This window comes from Ruminococcus sp. AM42-11 (genome assembly GCF_003480145.1).
GTDB classification, from domain to species: Bacteria; Bacillota; Clostridia; order Lachnospirales; family Lachnospiraceae; genus Blautia_A; species Blautia_A faecis.
Genome location: NZ_QUIO01000001.1, coordinates 176,387 through 202,269, shown reverse-complemented (window position 1 = coordinate 202,269; position 25,883 = coordinate 176,387). Strand labels below are relative to the sequence as shown.

The 25,883-nt window shown below is 43.7% G+C and carries 21 protein-coding genes; 18 read left to right on the top strand and 3 right to left on the bottom strand.

Annotation, left to right across the window (positions count from 1 at the left end; translation table 11 throughout):
• The first annotated feature begins 5 nt into the window (after positions 1-5).
• Complete coding sequence (locus DW904_RS00840; protein WP_118577684.1) at positions 6-1,550, top strand: AMP-binding protein; 1,545 nt, start codon at positions 6-8, stop codon at positions 1,548-1,550.
• A 108-nt stretch (positions 1,551-1,658) separates the two neighbouring features.
• Here DW904_RS00840 and DW904_RS00835 read toward each other — a convergent pair whose 3' ends face one another.
• The 3 genes from DW904_RS00835 to DW904_RS00820 form a co-directional block, all read right to left on the bottom strand.
• Positions 1,659-2,237: a TetR/AcrR family transcriptional regulator gene (locus DW904_RS00835; RefSeq protein WP_118577683.1), complete on the bottom strand. Its 579-nt coding sequence runs from the start codon at positions 2,235-2,237 to the stop codon at positions 1,659-1,661.
• Positions 2,238-2,338: 101 nt separating this feature from the next.
• A complete protein-coding gene (locus DW904_RS00830) occupies positions 2,339-3,040 on the bottom strand; it encodes a hypothetical protein (protein ID WP_118577682.1) in 702 nt (233 codons plus the stop codon).
• A gap of 411 nt (positions 3,041-3,451) precedes the next feature.
• Entirely contained in the window at positions 3,452-4,459 is a 1,008-nt protein-coding gene (locus tag DW904_RS00820; RefSeq protein WP_118577680.1) for a LacI family DNA-binding transcriptional regulator, read from the bottom strand.
• A 336-nt stretch (positions 4,460-4,795) separates the two neighbouring features.
• On the opposite strand from DW904_RS00820, the gene DW904_RS00815 reads away from it, so the two are divergent.
• The 17 genes from DW904_RS00815 to DW904_RS23365 all read left to right on the top strand — a co-directional run bounded on the left by DW904_RS00815 (position 4,796) and on the right by DW904_RS23365 (position 25,804).
• Positions 4,796-6,196, top strand: coding sequence for an L-fucose/L-arabinose isomerase family protein (locus DW904_RS00815; RefSeq protein WP_118577679.1), 1,401 nt, complete (start codon positions 4,796-4,798; stop codon positions 6,194-6,196).
• Between the two features lie 2 nt (positions 6,197-6,198).
• Entirely contained in the window at positions 6,199-7,032 is an 834-nt protein-coding gene (locus tag DW904_RS00810) for a transketolase (RefSeq protein WP_118577678.1), read from the top strand.
• Complete coding sequence (locus DW904_RS00805) at positions 7,025-7,957, top strand: transketolase C-terminal domain-containing protein (protein ID WP_118577677.1); 933 nt, start codon at positions 7,025-7,027, stop codon at positions 7,955-7,957. The genes DW904_RS00810 and DW904_RS00805 overlap by 8 nt, the downstream gene beginning before the upstream one ends.
• A 147-nt stretch (positions 7,958-8,104) precedes the next feature.
• Positions 8,105-9,580, top strand: coding sequence for a glycerol kinase (locus tag DW904_RS00800; protein WP_118577676.1), 1,476 nt, complete (start codon positions 8,105-8,107; stop codon positions 9,578-9,580).
• 308 nt (positions 9,581-9,888) lie between these two features.
• Positions 9,889-10,554, top strand: a complete 666-nt coding sequence (locus DW904_RS00795; protein WP_118577675.1) for an aspartate/glutamate racemase family protein — start codon at positions 9,889-9,891, stop codon at positions 10,552-10,554.
• A gap of 110 nt (positions 10,555-10,664) precedes the next feature.
• Complete coding sequence (locus tag DW904_RS23380; protein ID WP_243110233.1) at positions 10,665-11,753, top strand: beta-L-arabinofuranosidase domain-containing protein; 1,089 nt, start codon at positions 10,665-10,667, stop codon at positions 11,751-11,753.
• A complete protein-coding gene (locus DW904_RS23375; RefSeq protein WP_243110253.1) occupies positions 11,645-12,625 on the top strand; it encodes a beta-L-arabinofuranosidase domain-containing protein in 981 nt (326 codons plus the stop codon). The genes DW904_RS23380 and DW904_RS23375 overlap by 109 nt, the downstream gene beginning before the upstream one ends.
• 310 nt (positions 12,626-12,935) lie before the next feature.
• Positions 12,936-14,411 (top strand): four-carbon acid sugar kinase family protein, encoded by a 1,476-nt coding sequence (locus DW904_RS00785; protein ID WP_118577674.1) that lies wholly within the window; start codon positions 12,936-12,938, stop codon positions 14,409-14,411.
• Between the two features lie 172 nt (positions 14,412-14,583).
• Entirely contained in the window at positions 14,584-15,384 is an 801-nt protein-coding gene (locus DW904_RS00780) for a 3-keto-5-aminohexanoate cleavage protein (RefSeq protein WP_118577673.1), read from the top strand.
• Positions 15,385-15,544: 160 nt separating this feature from the next.
• Positions 15,545-18,190 (top strand): alpha-L-rhamnosidase, encoded by a 2,646-nt coding sequence (locus tag DW904_RS00775; RefSeq protein ID WP_243110232.1) that lies wholly within the window; start codon positions 15,545-15,547, stop codon positions 18,188-18,190.
• Between the two features lie 33 nt (positions 18,191-18,223).
• Entirely contained in the window at positions 18,224-19,957 is a 1,734-nt protein-coding gene (locus DW904_RS00770) for a histidine kinase (RefSeq protein WP_173734801.1), read from the top strand.
• Positions 19,958-19,991: 34 nt separating this feature from the next.
• Positions 19,992-21,062 carry a response regulator gene (locus tag DW904_RS00765; RefSeq protein ID WP_118577670.1) on the top strand — a complete coding sequence of 357 codons (1,071 nt, stop codon included), beginning with the start codon at positions 19,992-19,994 and terminating at the stop codon, positions 21,060-21,062.
• Between the two features lie 298 nt (positions 21,063-21,360).
• Positions 21,361-22,665 carry an extracellular solute-binding protein gene (locus tag DW904_RS00760; protein ID WP_118577669.1) on the top strand — a complete coding sequence of 435 codons (1,305 nt, stop codon included), beginning with the start codon at positions 21,361-21,363 and terminating at the stop codon, positions 22,663-22,665.
• A 122-nt stretch (positions 22,666-22,787) separates the two neighbouring features.
• The gene (locus tag DW904_RS00755; protein WP_118577668.1) at positions 22,788-23,666 is read left to right on the top strand and encodes a sugar ABC transporter permease; all 879 of its coding nucleotides are present in this window, start codon (positions 22,788-22,790) and stop codon (positions 23,664-23,666) included.
• A gap of 14 nt (positions 23,667-23,680) precedes the next feature.
• Positions 23,681-24,508 (top strand): carbohydrate ABC transporter permease, encoded by an 828-nt coding sequence (locus tag DW904_RS00750; protein ID WP_118577667.1) that lies wholly within the window; start codon positions 23,681-23,683, stop codon positions 24,506-24,508.
• Between the two features lie 4 nt (positions 24,509-24,512).
• Positions 24,513-25,043 carry a hypothetical protein gene (locus tag DW904_RS23370; RefSeq protein WP_243110231.1) on the top strand — a complete coding sequence of 177 codons (531 nt, stop codon included), beginning with the start codon at positions 24,513-24,515 and terminating at the stop codon, positions 25,041-25,043.
• Complete coding sequence (locus tag DW904_RS23365; protein ID WP_243110230.1) at positions 25,040-25,804, top strand: trehalase family glycosidase; 765 nt, start codon at positions 25,040-25,042, stop codon at positions 25,802-25,804. The genes DW904_RS23370 and DW904_RS23365 overlap by 4 nt, the downstream gene beginning before the upstream one ends.
• The last annotated feature ends 79 nt before the right edge of the window (positions 25,805-25,883 follow it).

Below are 25,883 nucleotides of genomic sequence, written 5' to 3'. Positions count from 1 at the left end.
AAAATATGCTGATCAGGAATATATTAGAAGAAAGTGTACAGAAATTTGGCGAAGTCAAAGCAGTAAAATGGCTTAACCGAAAAGAAGTTCTGGAGAAAAGTTACAGCGAAATAATGAAAAACGTGATTTCTACCAGAAAAGGACTTCTTGCAGAAGGGTTTGAGGGAAAACATATTGCATTAATCGGAACCAGTTCTGTAGAATGGATCGAAAGCTATCTGGGAATTATTACAGGATGCGCTACAGCGGTGCCGCTGGATGCTGCACTCCCGTGTGAAGAACTGATCGACCTGATAAATCGCTCCGATTCCGAAGCACTCTTCTTAAGTCCGAAACACAGACCATATCTGGAAGCATTTCTTGCAAACTGTCCGAAGCTTCAGAAGGTGTGGATGCTCCAGAAAGAGGTGGAGGATCTGCCTTCAGGAGTGTACAGTATCAATGAGCTGAGAGATATGGGAAAGAGTGCAGCAGAAGATGCTTCCTGTCCGGATGCAGAAGCTATTGCGACTATTATCTTTACTTCCGGAACCACAGGCAAGAGCAAAGGGGTTATGCTGACACAGAATAATCTGGCATCCAACGTTGAGGCAGTTAAGATTTCAGCAGAGCCTGGAACTGCCATGCTCAGTGTACTTCCAATCCATCATGCATTCTGCCTTATCATGGACTGGCTGAAGGGATTTTCTCAGGGGGCAACTATCTGTATCAATGACTCCCTGCTTCATATGGTCAGAAATATGAGCATTTTTAAACCAGATATCATGCTCATGGTTCCGATGATGATTGAGACAATTTATAAGAGACTGGCGGCTGCTGATCCGGAAATCCCGAAGGCGGTTCTTGCAGAAAAAGTATTCGGCGGAAAACTGCAGACGATTTTTACCGGCGGGGCACATCTGGATCCGTACTATATTGACCGTTTTGCAGAATATGGCGTTCAGATACTGGAAGGATATGGCATGTCGGAATGTTCTCCTGTTATCAGTAATAATACACCGGAAAATCATAAACCGGGTTCTATCGGAAAACCACTTGAGAATGTGGAGATAAAGTTTGAAAACGGGGAGATTCTGGTAAAGGGTACAAGTGTTATGAAAGGGTACTATCAGATGCCGGATGAAACAGCAGAAACGCTGAAGGATGGCTGGCTGCATACTGGAGACAAGGGGTATATGGATGAAGATGGATACCTTTTTATTAACGGTCGTGTGAAAAATCTGATCATTCTCTCCAATGGGGAAAATGTATCACCGGAAGAAATCGAGAATAAGCTTGCGCTGAATCCACTTGTTGCGGAAGTGATTGTAACAGGTGAAGAGAATGGTCTGACAGCACGTATCTATCCGGAACAGGCAGTTGTGGAGGCAAAAGCACTGGATACTGAGATGATTCGTTTACAGCTTCAGGCATTTCTGGATGTATACAATAAAAGTCAGCCGACCTATCGTCGTATTACAGGCCTGGTGATCCGGAAAAATCCGTTTATACGTAGTACAACAAAGAAAATCAGGAGACAGGATGTCCTGATTGATGAGCCACAGGCATAAAAAAATCCGTCTGAGTGAATTGCTTAGACGGGTTTTTCTTATGCTTGTTTGAAAGAGTGTTCCCGCAATCTGCACGCCTCATTTTGCGGGAATGCTTTTTCAAACACGTTAGGATAAAAGAGGCAGCATGCCAGTCAGGAAAACCTGAGTCAGAATCTCTGCAATGACTTCTGGTGCAAGATCGAAATGATCCCGGGTCCATTTGTGAAGAACACCGATTGTGCTGCCGATCGCACAGGTGATCACATAAGATATTTCCTCTTTTGTGTGTCTGCCGGGTCTGGCACTGGAGGTAGTAGCGGTGACATAGTGATGAAGCATAGTCAGCATTTTTTCAAAGAGATCATTCCCATGGGGGGTGCTCAGAAGACTGGAAAGGAAAGGATTTTCCATTGTATAGTGGCAAAGTGTCAGAAAATAGGACTGACAGATATCCCGGTCATTTTCAGGATGAAATTTTTCCATTATAGAAAAAACATCCTGGATCGTCTTTTCCTCAACAGCGGATACAAGAGAGGGAATGTCTTGATAATGATTATAAAAAGTGCTTCTCGCGATACCGGCTGTCTTAGTGATATCGGATACTGTGATCTGATCAGGAGTTTTTTTCTTTAGAAGTTTAAAAAAAGCACCCAGGATGGCTTCATCCGCCACAGAATATCTTTCGTCAGGAAATGAATTTTGCATAGTCGCTTCCCTCCCGATATTTTATCAATAAATATAAGAATATGAGTGGCAAAAGACCTTTTGACTCTCATATCATGTATATATGGAAATCTGGAAAATGTTTATTTCTCTATTTCATAGGCAGGAATCAATATACATGCGCAGAAGTTTTCCAATGGCTGGAAACATTTGATAATAAGTTCACGATGAATCCTGGCACTGTAAGTCTTGAGACGACAGCTTCCGCCATTCAAGGCAACATCTGTATATGCGGCAAGGAGCTTCTTATCTCCGTTGGGAAATGCCTGATAAAAAGACTGGTCAAGTATTTCCAGAGTATCCATGCCTTCCAGAAGAAGCATTTCTTTATTGCAATAGCGGAAAACGAAGTCAATTCCAGTTCCGTTTTTATTAAAAATCAGTTCGATTACACAAAAAGCAATGGGCATATCATCTAATACAGAAAAACGCGTACGAATATTTGGAGATAAAGTCTTGGCAGGATCCTGATGCAAAGATTTGTTCAGAAATTTGTGAGTGGCCGCGCCACGCTTACGTCCTTCCAGACGTACGCCATCCTTCATATGATAGGTGCAGTTCTCAATATGATCAATCTGTCCTCTGGAAACCACGGTGCCCTTATTTATGGAAATATAATCATAAGGTATAAGAATTTCATATAAATCTTTGACTGTGATAAAAGTTTTCACAACTCGTCCATCGGTCATATAAATACAGGTCTTATTCTCCTGCCTGAGCAGATATTTGATATTACTGATATGGATATTGTTTTTCCTTAAAAATTTCATGATTTTTTCATCCATATAAATATCCCTCCGGTTATTAGTGTAAGGTAGAAGATGTCAGGTTACTATATTTCTGACATTGCTATCTGCAGATAATGAAATAAGTATACCATAAACGTAAAGATTTTACCAGTGTAATTGGGTAAAATATAAGGCTGCATGATCTGTATGCATCGTGATTTGTTTTGGGCGAAAAGAGCGCAGAAAATCCGGTTTTTTCAGATGAAAAAATGCACGGATATTATAATTGAAAAGCAAATTTGTGATAATTTCACAATAAAAGACGGTATTTTCGAAAATAATTTCGAAGTGGATAAATATATCATAAATACAGTGAAAAAACAGGAATTTTAGTATCAAATATTTCTGCAATAAGTAATAAAAAAGGTATCACAACCGGAAATGAAAGGTTGCGATACCTTTTTTACGTCAAACTGAAAATCGTTTCACCAGATTTGCCGAAACTTCAATTTTACAGGTATGCTGCCGGGGTTCGTTTATTTGAGAGAGAAGCTCTCTGGCGGCAACCTGTCCCATATAATGACGAGGGATGCTGATACTGGTAAGGGAGGGGTCGATAATGCGTCCCTCAGAGATATTGTCGAAGCCTACAATTGCCACCTGCTCCGGCACCTTGTAGCCTCTGAGACGCAAGGCCTTGATGGTTCCGATTGCAATCAGGTCATTGTCCGCAAAATAACAGTCTGCCAGAGTATCTCCCCTGTCAATAATTGCAAGCATATCTGCCATTGCTCCATCAATGGTTGGAGAAAGCTGGTGGATAATACAGCGGGAACGGGACATTCCGTTATCATGGACAGCATGATAAAATCCCTCCAGGCGCTCTGAAAAGTTGCGGAGAGGATAAGCAGACTGCAGGTATCCAGGCTGCTTCATTCTCCGGCTGATCAGATAATCGGTAGCCAGATAAGCTCCCTGACGGTTATTGGGAACAACATAATTACAGTTAAGGTTTTCAAAATAGGCGTCTAGGATCACCACCGGAAAAGGAAGCTTCAGGAAAGGCCGGACCATTTCTTCCCGCATTTCAGTACCAAACAAAATAATTCCAACGCAGTCAGTAGTTCTTAAATCCCCCAGATAATGCTCCAGATTATCCCGCTTTTCATAAAATGTGATTACTTTCAGTTTATAATTATCTTTTTGCACTACGGATTCCATACCCTCCACCATAGCATCAAAAATAGGAGAATAGGACATGATGGCATTATGGGAACGATAGCTTACCGCGTAAATGCTTCCGGCTTTATTTTTCTTTAGAGAAAGTTTGGTAAAGTCGTAGCCGTATTTTTCCGCAGCTTCTACCACCAGCCGGCGGGTTTCAGTGCTGACTCCGGGCTTATTATTCAGCGCCATGGAGACGGCAGTCTGTGAAAGATTCAGTTTTCTGGCCAGTTCTTTAGCAGTAATGGACATTTGCGGCACCTCCCGGAGTGGTATTTAGTAAAGTATCTGCTGTTTAGGGCAGAAAGTTGGTTTTCTGTGGAAACTGTTCATATTTCTTTGGCAGAAGTTTTTTCTGTTGTATATATTGTACTTCTTAATTGAAAAATAAACAATATATTTGCGAAAAATAAAGCGAAAATAAAGTCAAAAACACTTTATTTTTTATTGGAATAAAGCTGAAAGAGACCTATACTAGAGCTACAAAGAAAAGCAAACAGAATATCTGGGTAAGTAATAAAGAAAAAGATTTTACAGCTAAGAAAAACCAAAAGAAAATAATAAATATAAACAAGGAGGAATACCAGAATGGCAAAGATCAAAATCGGCTACGCGCCAACCAGACGAAGTATTTTCAGTGCACCGGATGCAGTTAAGTATCGTGGACTTACTGCAGACAGATTAAAAGAATTAGGAATCGATTTTGTAGACATCACAGACGTAAATGATGAGGGCCTTCTTTATGACGAGGCTGGCCGCATTAAGATTGCAGAGAAATTCAAAAAAGAGAAAATCGACGGACTTTTCCTTCCACACTGCAATTTCGGAACTGAGTTTGAATGCGCAAGACTTGCAAAAGAGTTAAATGTACCGGTTCTTCTGTGGGGACCTCTTGATGAGAGACCAGACGAGAACGGTGTTCGTCTTCGTGATACACAGTGCGGACTTTTTGCAACAGGTAAAGTCCTCAGAAGATTTCGCGTTCCATTTACATATATGACAAACTGCAGACTGAATGATCCGGTATTCGAGCGTGGCCTTCGCGATTTCATGGCTGTCTGTAATGTAGTAAAAACCTTCCGCAACATGAGAATCCTTCAGATTTCCACAAGACCATATGAGTTCTGGTCCACCATGTGCAACGAGGGTGAACTTCTTGAGAAATTCAACATCCAGCTGACCCCAATCCCAATGCCAGAGCTGACAGACGAGATGAAGAAAGCAAAAGCAGAAGGAACAGAGGTTGCAAAGGTTGTTGAGTACTGCCGACAGAACATGGAAATCTGTGTAAAAGACAACGAGCTTGAGAATGTAGCAGCTCTGAAGGTTGCTATGGGAAATCTTATTAAGAAATACGGCTGTCAGGCAGCTGCTATCCAGTGCTGGAATCAGCTTCAGAGCGAAATCGGAATTATGCCATGTGCAGCAAACGCACTTCTCAATGAAGAGGGAATTCCGGTTGTATGTGAGACAGATATTCACGGTGCAATTACCGCTCTTCTTGTTGAGGCAGCAGCACTTGATGACACAAGAAGCTTCTTTGCAGACTGGACTATCCGCCATCCTGACATTGAAAACGGCGAGCTCCTTCAGCACTGTGGACCATGGCCGATCTCTGTTGCAAGAGAGACACCGAAGCTTACTTATCCGCTGGCATTCAGCCATCCGGGAAGCATTACAGCAGAAGCAAAGCATGGCGAAGTGACATTGGCACGTTTCGACGGTGATAACGGAGAATACTCCATGCTCCTTGGAAAAGCAAAAGGCGTTGACGGACCGAAAGGTATGGGAACTTATCTCTGGGTTGAGGTTGAGAACATCAAACGTCTGGAAGCCAAGATTGTAGAAGGACCATACATCCATCACTGTGTAGGTATCCATAAAGATGTAGTTCCGGTACTTTACGAGGCATGCAAATACATGGGAATCACTCCTGATTTATATGATCCTATTGAAGAAGATGTGAAAGCATATTTAAGAGGTGAATGAGAATGGAAAATTTAAAGGCAAAATCTTTTGATTTAAGAAAAGATACTGTAGACATTATTGTTGCCGGAAAGGGCGGTCATATCGGCGGAGACATGAGTGTGATCGATACTCTGATGAGCCTGTATTTCTGTCAGATGAACATTTCACCGGAAAACATGGATGATCCGGATCGCGACCGTTTCGTACTCAGCAAAGGTCATTCTGTAGAGGCTTACTACGCTGTACTTGCAGCAAAGGGCTTCCTGGATCTGGAAGACATTAAGGCACACTTTTCAAAATTTGGCTCCAAATATATTGGACACCCGAACAATAAGCTTCCTGGAATCGAGATGAACTCCGGTTCTCTGGGACATGGACTTCCGGTATGTGTAGGTATGGCTCTTGCAGGCAAAAAAGACAACAGAGATTACCGTGTTTACACCGTAATGGGTGACGGTGAGCTGGCAGAGGGTTCTGTATGGGAGGGCTTCATGGCAGGTCATCAGTATAAATTGGACAACCTTTGTGCAGTAATCGACCGTAACCGTCTTCAGATTTCCGGAAACACAGAGGACGTTATGGGACATGACGATCTCCATGAGCGTATCCGTTCTTTCGGATGGCATGTGATCGATGTAAAAGACGGAAACGATATTGACCAGTTAAATGCTGCTTTTGAAGAAGCAAAAACTGTAAAAGGCAAACCAACAGCTGTAATTGCCAACACTGTAAAAGGCTGCGGCTCTTCCGTAATGGAGAACAAGGCAAACTGGCATCACAAGGTTCCGACTCAGGAAGAATATGATCAGATCATCGCGGATTTTGCAGCAAGAAAGGAGGCCGCTCTTCATGAATAAAATTCCAAACAGACAGGCCATCTGTGAAGTACTGATGGACAAGGCAAAAGACGATAAAGATATTATGGTGCTTTGCAGCGATTCCAGAGGATCCGCTTCCATGACACCATTTGCAGATAATTTCCCGGATCAGTTTATTGAGACCGGTATTGCAGAGCAGAATCTGGTAAGTATTTCCGCAGGTCTTGCAAAATGTGGAAAGAAACCATTTGCATGCTCACCAGCCTGCTTCTTATCCACAAGAAGCTACGAGCAGGCCAAGGTTGATGTGGCATACTCCAATACAAATGTTACTCTTATCGGTATCAGCGGTGGCATCAGCTACGGCGCACTTGGAATGAGCCATCATTCTGCACAGGATATCGCAGCTATGTCCGCAATCCCGAATATGAGAGTTTACCTTCCAAGTGACCGTCATCAGACAAAGCATCTGATCGAGGCACTGTTGAAGGATGAGAAACCATCTTATATCCGTGTTGGAAGAAATCCGGTTGAGGATATTTATACAGAAGATAACTGCCCATTTGAAATGGACAAGGCAACTGTTCTGAAAGAAGGAACAGATGTGGCAATCATTGCCTGCGGCGAGATGGTTCGTCCGGCATTTGCAGCAGCAAAGTTACTGGAGGAGCAGGGAATTTCCGCAACTGTACTGGATATGTACTGCGTGAAACCTCTTGACACTGAAGGCGTTATCAAAGCTGCCAAGAATGCAAAGGCAGTGATCACGGTAGAAGAGCACGCTCCATTTGGTGGACTGGGTTCTATGGTTGCACAGGTTGTTGGTGCTAACTGCCCGAAGAAAGTGCTGAACATGGCTCTTCCGGATGCTCCGGTTATCACTGGTACCTCTCAGGAAGTGTTTGATTACTATGGATTAAATGCAGAGGGTATTGCGAAGAAGGCTGTGGAAGCTCTGAAATAAAAATCAAATAAGAAACAAATTTAAGCGTGACTGACAGACTGCAAAGTGCAGATCCGGTCAGGCACGCTTATTATTTAGCTACAAAACAGATTTAAGCTACAGCGATGTTGATTTTAGAGAATATAAAAGTTTAAGAGGATAGTAAACATGGCGAAATATATTATTAGTATTGATCAGAGTACCCAGGGTACCAAGGCGCTCCTTTTCGATGAGACAGGAAGCATTATGCGCCGTACTGACCGCCCTCACAGGCAGATCATCAATGAAAAGGGCTGGGTTTCCCATGACCCAGAGGAAATTTACAGCAATGTTCTGGAGGTTGTGAAAGAACTTCTGGAGGGGGTAGAGAAGGAATATGTAGTTGGGCTGGGAATCAGTAACCAGCGTGAAACTTCTCTTGCATGGAACCGCGTCACCGGTAAGCCTTACGGAAATGCAGTTGTATGGCAGTGCGCCCGTGCCGTGGATATCTGTGCCCGTGTGGAAAAGGCTGGCGCAGCAGAGATGATCCGCCAAAAAACAGGAATGAATCTTTCCCCTTATTTTCCGGCTTCCAAGATCGCATGGCTTCTGGAAAATGAAGAGGGCGCAAAAGCGGCGGCAGAGCGTCATGAAATCTGCCATGGCACTATTGACAGCTGGCTGGTTTACAAGCTGACAGGGGGCAAAGAATACAGAACAGATTATTCCAATGCTTCCAGAACCCAGCTTTTCAATATTTTTGATCTGAAATGGGATGAAGAAATTTGCGGATTATTTGGTATTGATCCGGCAAATATGGCAGAGGTTACGGATTCCGATGCCTGCTTCGGCGAAACGGATTTCGAGGGACTTCTTCCTCATAAGATTCCAATCCATGGCGTAATGGGCGATTCCCACGGCTCTCTTTTTGGACAGGGATGTTTGCAGCCTGGTATGATCAAATCCACTTATGGAACCGGTTCTTCTATTATGATGAATATTGGGGAGAAGCCGATTCTCAGTACTCATGGGGTTGTTACTTCTCTTGCGTGGAAAATCGGCGGCAAGGTTAACTATGTGCTTGAAGGCAATCTGAACTATACAGGCGCTGTGATTACCTGGCTGAAGGACGATCTTCAGATCATTTCTTCTCCTGGAGAAACCGGTAAACTGGCGAAAGAAGCCATTCAGGAGGACAGCCTGTATCTGGTTCCTGCATTCAGCGGTCTTGGCGCTCCTTACTGGGACAGCGAGGCGAGAGCTTCTGTTGTAGGCATGAGCCGTACTACCCGCAAGGCTGAGTTTGTAAGAGCGGCACTTGAATGTATTGCTTATCAGATTACAGATGTTGTACAGGCTATGTCTGAGGATGCTGGTGTTCCGGTGAAGGAGCTTCGCGTAGATGGCGGTCCGACCCGAAACGACTATCTGATGCAGTTCCAGAGCAATATTGCAGATGCCGGAGTTCTGGTTCCGGATTCCGAGGAGCTTTCCGCTATTGGACCGGCCTATGCGGCAGGATTGCAGCTTGGTGTCTGGGATGAAAGTATTTTTGGAAAATTAAACCGCGTGTCCTATAAACCGGACATGGAAGTGGAAAAACGTGAGCAGAAGTATGCAGGATGGAAGAAAGCAGTTGCTTCTGTGATCACAAACAAATAAATTTATTTAAGGGTACAAGCAGGAGGGACAGCGCGGTTAGAAACTACGCCGTCCCTTTTTGTCTGTATGGTGGCTGCTTCGCTAAATAAATGTGACACTAAATAAAGAAATTGGACTTGACGGTGGAGGCCCTGTAATCGTAAAATTTTTGTATAAACTATAAAAGGATGGAGTGGGTTTTGATACTTTAATAGGGCAAAATTCACAAGTGAAAATACAGAGCCAGGGAGAAAGCTTCCGGAGCTTTGTGAAAACGCAGAGCGTATTTGAAAAGGCTCTATATTGGTTAAGAGAAGGAGAACAAGGAAATGAAATTAGGAATTGTTTATACAAGTACCACACCAGAGCTGATTGAGTGTGTAAATGAAGAAATCAAAAAAAATCTTGGCGATGCACCGGAGATCCTGAATTATCAGGATCCGTCTATTCTGGCAGAAGTAAGAGAGCATGGATATGTAACAGCAGGCGCAGCAGCCCGTCTTGTAGGAATGTATATGCAGGCTGTTTCTGACGGCGCAGATGCGGTTTTGAACTGCTGCTCTTCTGTTGGCGAGGTTGCAGATGCGGCTCAGGATATTGGCCGTTATACAGGTATTCCGATTGTCCGTATTGATGAGGAGATGTGCCGCGAGGCAGCCCGCCTTGGCAAGAGAGTGGGCGTTCTGGCTACATTGCCTACCACCCTGGAACCAACTAAGAATACAGTTTCCCGTGTGGCAAGAGAGATGAATCGCCATGTAGAACTGGTGGATGGCCTGGTAGATGCTTTTGGTGCAGACCAAGATAAGTTTAAGGCACTTCTTTGCGGAAAAGCTGCTGAGATCGCAGACCAGGTAGACGTAATTCTTCTGGCACAGGGCTCTATGGCTTATGCAGAGGACGCAATCCACGAGAAAATCGGCAAACCGGTACTTTCCAGCCCGCGCTTTGGAGCGCAGGCACTTGCTGCAGCATTGAAAGCGAAAGGCTTATAAAGAATACTATATGGAATATTGCGGAACTGCTGACTTTCCTATATGGTGATGTCACTGATGGGCGACATGTCCGTTAAAACAGAATATGAAATTACAGAAGGAGAATAATCATGCTGACAGATACAACCGGATCCCCATACGCGAAGGTCCATGCCCTGGATGGAATGAAAGTAAAATGGACAGGCGGTCTTTGGAAGGAACGCTTTGACACCTGTGCCAATAGCACGGTGCCTCAGCTAAAACATATGTTTGACAGTAAAGATATCAGTCATGTAGTAGAGAATTTTAAGATCTGTGCTGGCGATGCAGAGGGAGATTTTGATGGAACCGTTTTTGGAGACGGAGATTTCTATAAATGGATGGAGTCTGCCATCTATACTGCTTACCAGACAGACAATCAGCTGCTGAAGGAAGAAATTGAGAATTATATAGACCTGATCGGCAGAGCACAGCAGCCTGACGGTTATCTTTCCACAAAGCAGATTATCGGTGAGAGAACCGGGAACGGAGTCTCAAGAATGGGCGATATCAATGATTTTGAGGTTTATAACTTCGGTCATATGTTTACAGCAGCGTGTGTGCACAAGAGAATTACCGGAAAGAATAATTTCCTTACAATAGCGGCAAAAACCGCAGATTATCTGGAGCATCTTTACGAAGAAGCAGAGCGCACCGGAGAAGTTCAGACTGCCGTCTGCCCGTCTCATTATATGGGACTTGTGGAAATGTACCGTACTACTGGTGATAAACGATATCTGAAGCTGGCGAAGCAGGCAATCGCTCTTCGCGACAGTGTAAAAAATGGTATGGATGATAACCAGGATAAGATTCCGCTGAAGCAGCACGAAAAGATTCTGGGACATGCTGTACGTGCAAACTATCTCTATGCAGGTGTGGCTGACCTTTGCCTGGAAGAGGAAGATCCGGATTATATGGAGGTTCTCCACAAGGTATGGAGAAGTCTTGTGGATAAAAAGCTTTATATCACAGGCGGATGTGGAGCGTTATATAATGGTGCTTCTCCATATGGTTACTTTTTGACCATCAGCTTGTGCATCAGGCTTATGGTTATGAATATCAGCTTCCGAATATCACGGCATATAATGAGACCTGTGCATCTTTGGGCGGTGTTTTTTGGGCGTACCGCATGTTCCAGCTGGAGCCAAAGGCAGAGTACTTTGATATTCTGGAACGAATGATGTTAAATACCAACCTGGCTGCACTGAGTCTGGATGGTAAGAGATTCTTCTATGAAAATATGTTAAGACGTGCCAAAGAGCTTGACTATAAGCTGATCTGGCCTCTTACCAGAAGCGAATATATTCTCAGCTACTGCTGTCCGCCAAACCTGGCAAGAACCATTGCACAGTCCAGTGAATATGCATATCTGACATCTGATAACAGCGTATGGACTGGTATGTACGGTGCAAGTGAGGCACAGGTGAAGCTGGAAAACGGTGGCGAATTTACACTTGTGCAGTCTACAGATTATCCGTTTGACGGAACAATCCGTTTCACAGCAAAAGATGTGAAAGTAAATGCTCCGGTTCATTTAAGACTGCGCGTTCCGGGATGGTCAGCAGGCGGTTTCATTAAGGGCATTGGTGCAGACCGCGAACTGACGAAAGCCGATGCTGGAACTTACCTTGATATTCTGGTGGAAGATCTTCAGAATATGGATGTGCAGCTGAGCCTAGATATGAAGGTTCGCTATACTGTTGCAAACAATATGGTGGAAGAAACTGTGGGACAGGCTGCAATCGAGCGGGGCCCATTGGTATACTGCTGCGAGAGTGTGGATACCCATGCGGCGGATCTGGATGATATTTACCTGGATCTGAATGCAGAGTTTACTCCTGTGGAGTTTGAAATCCAGGGAAGAAGAATGATGGCTCTTGAAACTGAGGAATATGCCATTGACCGCTCTGAATTTGACAGAAATGCGCTTTATCAGCCGTTGAAATATCATGGCATGAGCAGAAAGCATGTACGTCTGATTCCGTATTATGCATGGGATAACCGTGATTATGGAGAAATGAGGATCTGGTTCCCTGTCGCATATACCGTATAACAAATTGAGTGTTACTGTTCACTGGTAACATTCCGCGAGGTGTTTTTTGTGAACAAAGTTCACAGAAAACCCGAGAGTTAAGTTTGCGCAGCAAACGCTACTTCTTGTGCTTGTCACAAGAAGGTTCGTCCTTCTGTGCATCGCGAAGCGTGTTACTGTGAACGGAGTGAACAGTAACAATTGAGTTATCACAACCTGGGATATGAATGTAAAAAATCCTGCCGTGCAGAATCCGATGGCGGTGGAATAGCAAATGTCACTCAATTTCTTATTATACTTTGAACGAATAGAATGGAGAGCTATAGAAATTATGGAATGTAAAGTAATTCCTTTCCATACCGTCGAGGAGAGAAGCAAAACAGATGCCGACAAAGCAGAAGCCCTTCTTTCCCAGGCAATGGAAGGTTTTCATAAAAAATTAGTAGTGCTGGATGATGATCCTACAGGTGTGCAGACCGTTCATGATGTGTCTGTTTATACGGACTGGGAGGAAGAATCCATCCGCAAGGGCTTTGAGGAAAAAGAATCCATGTTTTTTATCCTCACCAATTCCCGCAGCTTTTCCGTGGAAGAGACCACAAAGGTACACCAGGATATTGCCGCACGTGTTGCAAAGGTGGCAGGGGAACTGGGACAGGATTTCATGATCATTTCCCGTGGAGATTCCACTTTAAGAGGTCATTATCCGTTGGAAACACAGCTTCTGGCGGAAGGTCTGGCTGACGGGAATACAGCCGGACCAGAGAAAACGGCAGCAGACAATGGAGCTTCTGCAGGGAGCACAGCTGTTGACGGTGAGATCATCTGCCCGTTTTTTCCAGAAGGCGGCCGCTACACAATGGACAATATCCATTATGTAAAAGAGCAGGACAACCTGGTTCCAGCCGGTATGACGGAATTTGCCAGGGACAAAACCTTCGGCTACAAATCCTCGGATCTTACGGAATACGTCGAGGAAAAAACAGAAGGAAAGTATCATAAAGAGGACTGTATCACCATTTCCCTGGACGAGCTGAATGCTCTGGATGTGCAGGGAATCAAGGAGAAGCTGATGTCCGCACAGAATATGGCGAAAATTATCGTCAATGCAGTATCTTATGCAGATTTGAAAGTTTTCTGCGCAGCACTGGTGCTTGCAATGAAAGAAGGAAAGCATTACATGGCAAGAACAGCAGCAGCTTTCACCAAAGTAATGGGAAGGATTTCTGACCAGCCTCTTCTTGGAAGAGAGCAGTTGGAGGGTGACACGAAGAACGGAGGAATCGTTCTGATCGGTTCCCATGTAAAGAAGACCACAGACCAGCTGAACTGTCTGAAAGAACTGGACGGACAGGCTGATTTTATGGAATTTCAGGTAAATACCGTATTCGAAGAAAATGGTCTGGAGAAAGAGGTAGAGAGAACGGTGAAGGCAGCAGAGGAGAAAATCCTGTCTGGAAGAACCGTTGTAATTTATACAAGCAGACAGCTTCTTGCGCCGGAGAATATGACTCCGGAGGAGAAACTGCAGATTTCTGTAAAGATTTCCAACGCAGTGACCAGTATTATCGGAAAGCTTTCTGTGAAGCCGAAATTTATCATTGCAAAAGGCGGAATCACTTCATCTGACGTAGGAACGAAAGCACTTCGGGTAAAGAAAGCCCGTGTTATGGGACAGGTGAAGAAGGGAATCCCGGTATGGATGACCGGCGAAGAAAGCAAATTCCCTGGAATGCCATACATTATTTTCCCGGGAAATGTGGGTGAAGTAAGTACGTTGAAGGAAATTGTAGAGGAATTGATCTGAAAAATAGCATGATTGCAGGTCTTCGTTTACGCGAGTGGCAAATTTCAATTACGTAAGAGTTTTAATGACATAACAAGTAAATTTTTAGTCTGTTTTGAACAGCTTACGGAGACTCTGTATGTTAGGAAGATGTCTATTAGAAAGAGGTTCGCTTAAATAGGAGGTTTACATAATGAGAAAAGTAATTATATCCCTGGCACCTGTACAGGCAGGAACCAGTGTGGATGCAGTAAAGCTTGCAGAGGATGTAGAGAAAAGCGAAAAACTTGGTGCTGCTATGTGTCACCTTCACTGCCGTAAACCAGACGGAAGCCTTACACCTGACATTTCTTATATGTCTGAGTGTTTTGATGAGATTCTGAAACGGACAGATGTGGTAGTTCAGGCGTCTACAGGCGGTGTTTCGGATATGAATATCCAGGAACGCTGCAATCCGCTTGATTATCCCAAGGTAGAGAGCGCATCTCTCAATGGCGGAAGTACAAACCTTGGCGAAGCAGTCTATGTTAATTCTTTTGATGATATCCGCTACTGCGCAGACGCTGTTTATAAGAGAGGAATCCTTCCGGAAACAGAAGTTTTTGATATTGGAATGTTACATAACATGGCAGTGGTAAAATCTGAGCAGCCATTTGCGGATCCAATGCTGTTTAACCTGGTATTTGGTCACAAAGGCGGCATGCAGCCTACTCCGGAGATGCTGGCAGCTTTCCGTTCCTTTGTTCCATCTGATGCACTTTGGGGCGTTACCCACTTTGGACGTGATAACTGGACATTCCTGGCCGCTGCAATTGCTATGGGAGCAACGGTAGTACGAGTTGGTTTTGAAGACAGCCACTATCTGGCAGAAGGTGTAGATGCCGAGTACAACTGGCAGGTGGTTGAGAAACTGGTAAATCTGATCCGCGCCATGGGTCTGGAGCCAGCGACTCCGGATGAGGCAAGACAGATGTTGAATCTGAGAAAACGCTAAAATACGATTTAAAAATATAAAGTGTTGGATCGTAATTATTCAGTAGATGTTATTCTGCGAAGTGTGTGACCATGAAGGTACTGAACAGTTACGATATACCAAAGAAATATATGTCAGAAAGGATGGGTTAAAACAAATGTTGGCAATCAAGAAAATATATATGGATTATGAAACAGCCCCGGTTGGTGTTTCCCATATGCCCCAGTTTGCCTGGGAACTTGTAAGCGATAAGAAAAATGTAAAACAGAAATCCTACGAACTTCAGATTGCAAAAGACGCTGATTTTACAGATCTGATCTATAACAGCGGAAAAACAGAGTCTGAGGAATCTGCACATGTTTATGCAGAAGGTGCTTCTCTGGAGAGCGGCAAGCGCTATTTTGTCCGTGCAAAAGCCAGTGATGGTCATGAAGAAACGGACTGGAGCGAAACCGCATCCTTTGTAACTGCCCTTGCAGGAAAAAATGGTGAGTGGGAGGAAGGCGCACCAGCATGGAAAGCGCCTTTTGTATCCGCCGAAACTGACGATTCCTATAAGAACGTTTCCAAAGGAACCTATGTAAGAGGAACCTTTGAAATCAAAAAAGATATAAAAGAAGCCTATGCCTTTACCACAGCCCTTGGCCTGTATCAGTTTTATCTGAATGGCAAAAAAGTTGGTGAGGACGAGATGACACCGGGCTGGACCTCCTATAGAAGACATCTCCTCTATCAGACCTATGATGTAACGGAATATCTGCAGAAGGGCATTAACGGTGCCGGAGCAATGCTGGCTCCAGGCTGGTACAAAGGCGTTATGGGACTGACAAAGGCCCGCAACAACTATGGCGACCAGACTGCTTTCACCATGGAACTTCTGATTCGCTACACCGATGGAACAACAGAATCTGTTTATACGGATCCATCCTGGAAAGGCTGCGATTCACCGGTGGTATTTGCAGAAATCTATGATGGTGAGACTTATGATGCAGCCCTTGAGATTCCGGACTGGTCAAAGGCAGAAACCACAAAAGGCGACTGGAAGCCGGTTCAGCTTGTATTCTTTGATACACAGGTTATGCGCGCGCAGTACGCTGCAAAGGTTCGTGTAATGGATCGTATTCCTGCAAAACGTATTTTCAAAACACCGGCAGGAGATACGGTTATTGATTTTGCCCAGAATATGGCAGGACGAATTGAAGTAACTGCAGCAGGAAAACCGGGCGATGTGATCGAGCTTCACTGCTTCGAGGTTCTGGATAAAGATGGAAATGTATATCTGGACAATCTTCGTGCAGCCAAGGCAACGATGAAATATACTTTTGCAAGGGAAGAGACAGTTACCTGGCATCCGACCTTTACGTACATGGGATTTCAGTATGCGCTGATTGTTTCCTATCCAGGTGAGCCGAAAGCTGAGAATTTCACAGCCTGCACCCTTCACTCCAACATGGCTTCAAACGGAAGTCTGGAGTGTTCGAATCCGCTGCTGAACCAGCTGCATCACAATTTCCTGTGGGGACTGAAGAGTAATTTCCTTGATGTACCTACAGACTGCCCGCAGCGTGATGAGCGCCTGGGCTGGACTGGTGATGCGCAGATTTTCTGCCGTACAGCCACTTATCTGATGAATACCTATACGTTCTATAAGAAATGGCTCCATGATCTGGAGGTTGATCAGACACCAGAGGGCGGTGTACCACATGTTGTTCCGAATATTGAGGAAGGCCGTACAGATGGAAACTGGCTTCTCCGCCAGGGACCTCACTCTGCAGCAGCCTGGGCTGATGCGGCCATCATCAATCCATGGACCATGTATCTGATGTATGGGGATAAAGATATTCTGAAAAAACAGTACAACAGCATGAAGGGATGGATTGACTTCATGCGTGCCCATGCTGTTGATTATATCTGGAACTATAAGCTGCAGTTTGGCGATTGGGTAGCTCTTGATGCAGAAGAAGGCAGCTACTTTGGAGCCACACCAAATGATCTGACCTGTACTGCCTATTATGCATACTCTACCGGACTTTTTGTCCAGATGGCGAAAGCCCTTGGAAAAGAGGATGTGGCAGCAGAGTATGAGGAGCTTTATCATAAGATCGTAAAGAAATTCCAGGAGACCTTCTTCGACGCAGAAGGAAATATGACAGCACAGACACAGACCGCACATATTGTAGCACTGTATTTCCAGCTGACTCCTGAGAAATATATCACAAAAACGGTAGAAGGTCTGAAACGCCTTCTGGACAAAGAAAACGGTCATCTGGTTACCGGATTTGTGGGAACTCCGTATTTCTGCCATGCACTAAGTCAGAACCACGCTCTGAAGGAAGCCTATGACCTGCTTCTGAAGGAAGACTTCCCATCCTGGCTGTATCAGGTGAAAAAAGGTGCCACTACGATCTGGGAGCACTGGGATGGCATGAAGGATGACGGAAGCATGTGGAGTGCAGATATGAACTCCTTTAACCATTATGCTTATGGGGCTATTGGTGAGTGGATGTACCGTGCAATGGCCGGAATTGAAGCGGATCCGGAACATCCGGGCTTTAAACATGCGATACTCTATCCGCGCATTGGTGGAAATCTGAAGTACACTGCAGGAAAATATCATAGCATTTATGGTGATGTTGGTGTAAAATGGGAAGTCCAGGGAAAACAGATTACTTTAACTGTTCAGATTCCGGTAAATACAACAGCAGAGATCCGTCTGGATAAGGCGAAAGCTGTTCTGGAAAGCGATGGACTGACATTTACCAGGGAAGCAGACTATATGGCTGCCGAAGCGGGAAGCGGTACATACCATATCGCATTTGAACAGTAATCATAACGCAAAATGCGAAAGGGTGATGAGAATATGGAAAAGAAAAAGGAACCTTCAGGAATACAGAAAGCGTGGAGACAGCTGAGTATTCAGAATCAGATTTTTTTATCCATGTTTCTTATCACCCTTTTGGGTGTGGGCGTTTTGATGAATATTGTATACAAAACCTCTATTGATGCGATTGAACAGAATTACAGGGCATCTTATCAGTCTACACTGAAGAATTCCAGCCGCGTTATGGATATGAATCTGAAGAACATTGTAGACGTAGGGCGAAGCTTTCTGAATGATGAAGCTCTTCAGCAGATTTTGGAAAAAGGCAATGAATACGGAGGCAGCAAGTTTACATCCACAGACCGTGTGAAGCTTCGTGTGATTGCAAATGAAATGGCAAGTCAGCAGGTGTGGGTGAATTATATAGTATTTACGGATCTTTATGGGCATGTGTATCAGCTGAACAATGTGAACCAGGGTACTTATGATTTCTATAATTATTATAGTGATAAGGATATTCTGGAAGAAAGCTGGGTGAAACAGGCAAAGGCTGCGCAGGGAAAGGAAATTTTTTTCCGTGACAGTATTTTAAAAGCAGGAACAAAGAAAGGATTTTCTTATGCGAAATATATGATCAATCCCTCTGATGGACAGGGAATGGGCTATATGGTAGTGGGACTGAGCCAGAAGCTGTTGGGAAAATCCTTTGTTATGGGCAATGAAAGCTTTGATTCCAGTAACTTTATGGTTGTAGATGAGGATGATCAGCTGGTTTATTTTGTGGGAAATGAGGAAGGGGAGAATGCAATTATGCAATCCTATTCTAATCCGGGAGAGAACCATCTGTATCTGTTTTCTTCTGTCACCAATTCTACTACAGGCTGGCATATTGTAAACGTAGTGGAGAAAAATGAGATCAGTGAAGAGAGCAAAAATATCCGGCTGACCTCGTTTCTGGTAGCCGGCTGTGTTCTTGTAGTGGGCTTTCTCATGGCACGAATCATTTCCAGAACCATCAGCCATCCTCTGAAGCAGCTGGAAAATACCATTGCACAGGTTGGGGAAGGAGAGCGTCACATTACAGAAGAGTTTGACTACAGTGAAGTTGGCCGGATCGGACGGAAATTCAAGGAAATGGTCAATACGAACCTGGAGCTTTCCGAGCATCTTATGGCGGTGAAGCTGAATGAACGGGAAGCAGAGCTGCTTTTGCTTCAGTCCCAGATCAATCCCCATTTTCTTTATAATACACTGGATTCTCTGTACTTTGTTGCAATCATGCATGGGGATGACCAGATGGCAGAAATGGTAGAAGCACTTTCTGATAACTTTAAGCTGGCGCTGAATAATGGAAGCAAATATATTAAAGTTGCGGATTCTGTGAAATGGATGCAGGGCTATATGAAGCTTCAGAATATGCGCTACAATAATCGTTTTGAACTGTTCGTGGATATCAGAAGGGAAATTCTTCAGCGTGAAACGATTACCTTTATTTTTCAGCCATTTATTGAAAATGCCATGTATCACGGTCTGGAGCCGAAGATTGGAAAAGGAAAGATTTCCCTTCGCGGCTGGCAGGAGCAGAATAATATGATTTTCACTATTGAAGATGATGGTGTGGGAATTGACGATATGTCCAGACTGGAGAACGGTTATGGAGTGCGCAATGTAATAGAGCGTATAAAGTTGAATTACGGGGAAAAATACGGCGTAACATTTGAAAGCAGTCCAGGCAATGGAACGAAGGTAACGATTGTGGTTCCGGTAAGATAAGGGATAGGGAAATGCAGATACAAGGAGGATTTTCATGTATCGCTTAGTGGTAATTGATGATGAATATATAGTTGTGCAGGGAATTAAGGCTTTAATTTCCCGCCTGAAGCTGGATTATGAGGTAGTAGGGGCTGCTTATGACGGAATCCAGGGACTGGAAGTGATCCGAAGTGAGAAACCGGATGTAGTAATTACGGATATCCGAATTCCGGGGCTGGATGGTCTGTCTGTGATCGAGGCGGCGAAGGAAGAATGTCCGGATACATATTTTATTGTGATCAGTGGCTATTCTGAATTTGTGTATGCGCAGAGGGCGCTTACTCTTGGCGTAAAAGATTATATTGATAAGCCGGTTACAGCAGACAAACTGAAAAAAGCCCTTACCAGAATTGAAGATGAATGGGCGAAGACTCGTCATGAGGATAATCGTAAGGCACAGGCTAATCGCGAGAAATTTCAGGAATTGGAAAGAACTTTTGAGAGAAGTGTAAAATGTATTACAGACTGTGATGCTGCAGCATTTCGGGAAGAATGCCGGCAGGCAATCAGATGCCTGCAGGAACTTTACCCGGAGTTGCAGGATTTTCGCAGGGAATTTTACAAGCATCTCTGTGTGCTCAGCGATGTACTGATCGAAAGTCAGAAGCAGGTGGAACGAGGGTCCCTTGTCTCTTTTCAGGAGATGGCAAAATGTCAGAGCATAGAAGCAGTACAGGCCTATGGGGAAAGCGTTCTGTCTGATATCAGCAAGCATCTGACCGCAGACCAGACCGGAAGCAAACACAGAGTTATCCTGGAGCTTCTTACTTATCTGGATGAGCATTATGATCAGGATATCGGACTTAGTGAGCTTGCAGACAGAGCCGGAATGAGCACGGCTTACTTAAGTGTTCTTTTTAAAACAGAGGTTGGCACATCTTATGTGAAATATCTGACGGACCTTCGCATAAAAAAGGCGAAGAAGCTGTTGCAGGATGGATATAAGGTTAATGAAGTCAGTGAAATGGTGGGATATAATAATTACAGATATTTCTGTGATATTTTTAAAAAACACGAGGGCATGACTCCCAATGAGTATAAGGGAAACGTGTGGAAAGCAGAATGATAAAAACAGGATTTGCAAAAAATGCACATATTCGCTTTACTGAATATGTGCATTTTATATATTTGGCACAATTGAATGCCTGAATAGGTAGAATTTTTTATAAAAAACAGTCTAAAAAAACTGTACATTACCAAAAAAATTAGGCACTGGTAAAAAAACAGAACAATGGTATTATATAACCATAAGATATTTCCCGGGGATACAAAGAAACAAATTAAACGTGACCGAAAAGTAAATGGCTATCAAGAGTAAATTATAACAAAGTTCAATAATTTTGAAAATTCTGGAGGAATTTATAATGAAAAAGAGAGCATTAGCTATTTTAATGGCAGCATTAACAGCAAGCACCATGTTTGCAGTTCCTACATTTGCAGCAGATTACTCAGGAGAGGATCCGCAGCTTGAGAAAAACATCAAAATCCTTACCATCTGGGCAGAAGATAATGACAATGGTATGCTGTTAAACAAAATCTGCGAAGACTATCAGAAAAATGTAAACCCGAATTTTACATGGGAATATGAGATGGTTGCTTCTGACAACCTTCAGCAGAAAATTGCTACACTTGCAGCATCCAATGATCTTCCGGATCTGTTCGCTTACGAAGCAGGTGCTCCGCTCAGCGTTCTCATCGATTCCGGAAAGGTTAAAAATATTACAGAAGCTGTTGACGAGATCGGAACAGCAGATTATTTAAACAGCGGTGCTGTTGAGCTTTTGAAAGGATTATCCGGAACAGATGATCTTTATGATCTTCCTCTTGGACTGAACGTAGAAGGCTTCTGGTACAACAAAGCTCTGTTCGAGCAGGCAGGATGCGAAGTTCCTACTACATGGGATGAGTTTGAAGAGGTTCTTCAGAAACTTTCCGATGCAGGTATCCAGCCTCTTACAACCGGCGGATCTGACAAATGGGGTGCAACCCGTCTGATCAATGCATACGCAGTAAGAACCGCAGGAAACGACATTATGACAAAAGCAGCTGACGGCGAAGTTCCTTATACAGATGAGAAACTTGTTGCAGCAGCTGATAAGATTGCAGAGTGGGCAGAGAAAGGATACTTCGGAGAAGGTATCACAACAGTTGATATGAACACAGCTGGTTCCATGCTGATGAGTGGAAAAGCAGCCATCTTCTACAATGGTTCCTGGTTTACACAGAACCTGACTGATGATTCCCAGAACCCGGCAGGCGAGGACGGAATCGGATTCTTCAACATTCCGGTTGCAGATGAGTCCATCAGCTCCGCTACTTCTTACTCTATGAACTGTGGTAACATTCTTGCACTTGACAATGACAAATATGATGAGGCTACTGGCTGGTTCCTGAAATACTTCATGGAGAACATCGGAAACGTAGCTATGGAAGATCAGGGAACTGTTAAAGGTTACACATATGATGTTGCAGCAGATGATATGGATAACTACACCAAGCTTGTTCTTGACGAGATTGACAAATCCACAGAAGGATTTGCATGGTGGGAAGCAAAAATGCCTAGCGAAATCTCCAAGACAGCTCAGGAAAATGTACAGCCTCTGTTAAACGGCGAAATGACTGGCGAAGAATATATGCAGTCCATCCAGGATGTATATGACATGCAGTAAGTAACAGCTTTGGCAATATAAGCTTTGAACTTCAAATGGGAGTGTTTGCCAGCAGACACTCCCGTTTTTGTTGAAAAAATTCGAAATTTTAATGGTTTTTGACACAGAAAGGAAGGAATTTTATGAACAAGGTATTAGGTAATAAGAAAGCGATATCCCTTTTCGTAGTTCCGGCACTGATTATTTACACCATTATTGTAATGGTACCGGTTATCTGGTCGTTGTATTATTCATTCTTCAGCGGCAGCCCGGGACTTCAGTGGGAATTTGCCGGATTTGACAATTATGCAAGACTTTTCAGAGACAAGAACTTCTTAAATGCATTGACAGTAAACTGTAAATATGTATTGGTAGTAACCGTTGGCCAGGTTGGAATGGGACTTTTACTTTCCCTGATGTTTAAATTCTGGCTGAGAAGATGCAAAACCATCGTAAGAACTCTGGTTTTCTTCCCGGTAGTACTTCCTACTGTTGCAGTAGGTCAGCTGTTTGCAAAGATCTATGAGATTCAGCCAAATTATGGTCTGTTAAACTCATTGCTTGACTCTCTTGGTTTTACGAACCTTGTTCAGCCATGGATCGGCCAGTCCAGCACAGCTCTCTGGGCATTGTGCGTAATGGATATCTGGGTAGCCATGGGATTCTATTCCGTAATTTTCTATGGAGCACTCCTTGATATCTCTGATGATATCCTGGAAGCAGCCAGAATCGACGGCTGCGGTGGATGGCAGTTATTTAAAAACATTCTTCTTCCGCTTCTTCGTCCGATGGTAATTACCAGCCTTGTATTCAGCTTCTCCGGAACTGTAAAAATGTTCGAGTCTGCTATGGCTCTTACAAAGGGCGGACCTGGAAGTGCAACAAAATCACTGTCCATGTATATGTATGACGTTGCATTTACTTATAATAAGGTTGGTTACGCCAGTGTTATCGCAATCGTGATCTTCCTGATCTGTGTAGTTGGATCTCTTGTTATCAACAGATTTGATGTGAAAGACTGAAAGGAGGAAATATTATGAAAAAAGTAAAAGCAGCTTTTCGAGGAATTGTAATTTTCCTTCTTTGCGTAATTGAGATCTATCCGTTATTCTGGATGCTTACTGCATCCTTTAAGAAACAGGCTGAGTGGAGTGAGAAGCCAGCTTATGCGTTAAATGATGGATTTTATTTCCAGAACTATTCTGATGCATGGACAAGGGGACATATGTCCACCTTCTTTAAGAACAGTTTGATCACTACATTAGTAGCACTTGTATTTATTGTATTTTTCTCAGTAACTGTAGGATTTGCTGTAACAAAGATGAAATGGAAATTCAGAAATGCAGTTGCACAGTATTTCCGTTTCGGTATCATGATTCCGGTAGCAATTGCTTTGATCCCGCTGTTCCAGATTTACAGCAGATCAAACCTGTTAAATACCAGAACATGTCTGATCATTACGTACATAGCATTTGGTCTGTCGTTATCCATTTATCTGGTTCAGGGATATCTTCGTTCCTTCCCGGATGATATTATGGAGGCAGCCGTTATTGATGGCTGTGGTATTTACAGACTGATGTGGCATATTGTAACACCACTTATGAAGAACTCTATTGTAACCGTACTGGTTCTTCAGTTCTTCTTTAAATGGAACGACCTTCTGTTTTCCATGACATTCATTAGTGATTCTGCGCTGAAGACTGTTCAGACAGGACTTCTGTACTTCTCTGATGAGTTTGGATCCAAGAACTGGGGTGCAATTTTCGCTTCTGTATCCATGAGTGTATTCCCACTTCTGATTCTGTACATGGCACTGAATAAGAAACTGATGGAAGGTATGACAGCCGGAGCTGTAAAGGGTTGATTTTATGGAAGATAAAAGGACAGAGCAGTATAGACAGGAATTAAAAGAATTTGTAATGTCTCATACGGAGGATGTGCTTAAGAATCCGCGAAGCTTTATCCGTTACCCGTTTATTGATCCGGGCTCTGTTTACGATGGAAATGTATGGGACTGGGATACCTACTGGTCCGTATATGGCTTTCTGAATCTGGCGGATTCCTACCAGGATCCGTCTGTGAAGCCAAGAATTATAGAGCACGCACAGGGAAATATCCGCAATTTTTTCGACCATCAGCTGGAAGATGGATATATTCCCATGATGATCGAGGTGGCAGACTGGCCGGAGCCTTATCTGAATATGAGGCATAAGGAAGGCAAGATTATGAATATGCATAAGCCCTTTCTTTGCAGTCAGATGTGCCTGATCAGTGATTATACTGGTGATTATGCCTGGACGGAAGAATTTCTTTCAGGCGTGGCGAAGTATTTTGAATGTTATGATCACTATTATTTCATGAAAACAGCGGACTGTATGTATGGCAGGATGATATTATGATCGGCATGGACAATGATCCGGCTACTTTTGGCCGTCCGTCATTTTCCACTGCCAATATTTATCTGAACAGCTTTATGTGTGTAGAACTGGAAGCTGGTGCCAGATTATACAGACAGTTTGGCAAGGAGGAAGCGGCAAAGAAGCTTCTTGACAAGCGTGAAGCTCTGATCGGAGCAATCCAGCAGGAATGCTGGGACAAACGTGACCGCTTCTTCTATTCTGTTGATGTGGATATCAAGACCAGGAAATACGACTGGTTCCACCAGGGACTAGGTGTTTTCTGGAAAACACTGCCGATCAAGGTACGTGTATGGTCTGGCTTTATTCCTATGTATGCAGGAATTGCTACCAAAGAGCAGGCTGCAGATATGGTGAAACATATTTTTGATCCGGATACCTTTGGTTCTGATTTCGGTCTGACCACGCTTTCAAAGGATGAGAAAATGTTTGACCTGTCTGTTACCAATAACCCGTCCAACTGGCTTGGCCCGATCTGGCTGGTTGCAAACTATGTGGTATTCCGCGGACTTTTGAACTACGGATACCGCATGGAGGCGGAAATTATGTATAAGCGCACCATGCGCCTTCTGGGAGAGGACCTGGAGAAAACAGGATGTCTTCATGAGTATTACAATCCATTTAATGGAGAACCGATTATGAATGGAGGTTTTATCAACTGGAACATACTGGCGCTGAATATGGCAGATGAGCTGGAAGGGAAGAAACCTATGTGTCTGCCGGAGCTGGATGGAAAGCTCTAGAAAATTGTAATTTTTGAAAAACGTAAAACGAATAAAATCATAAAAAACGTGAAATGAATGAAATTATAAAAAACGAGGA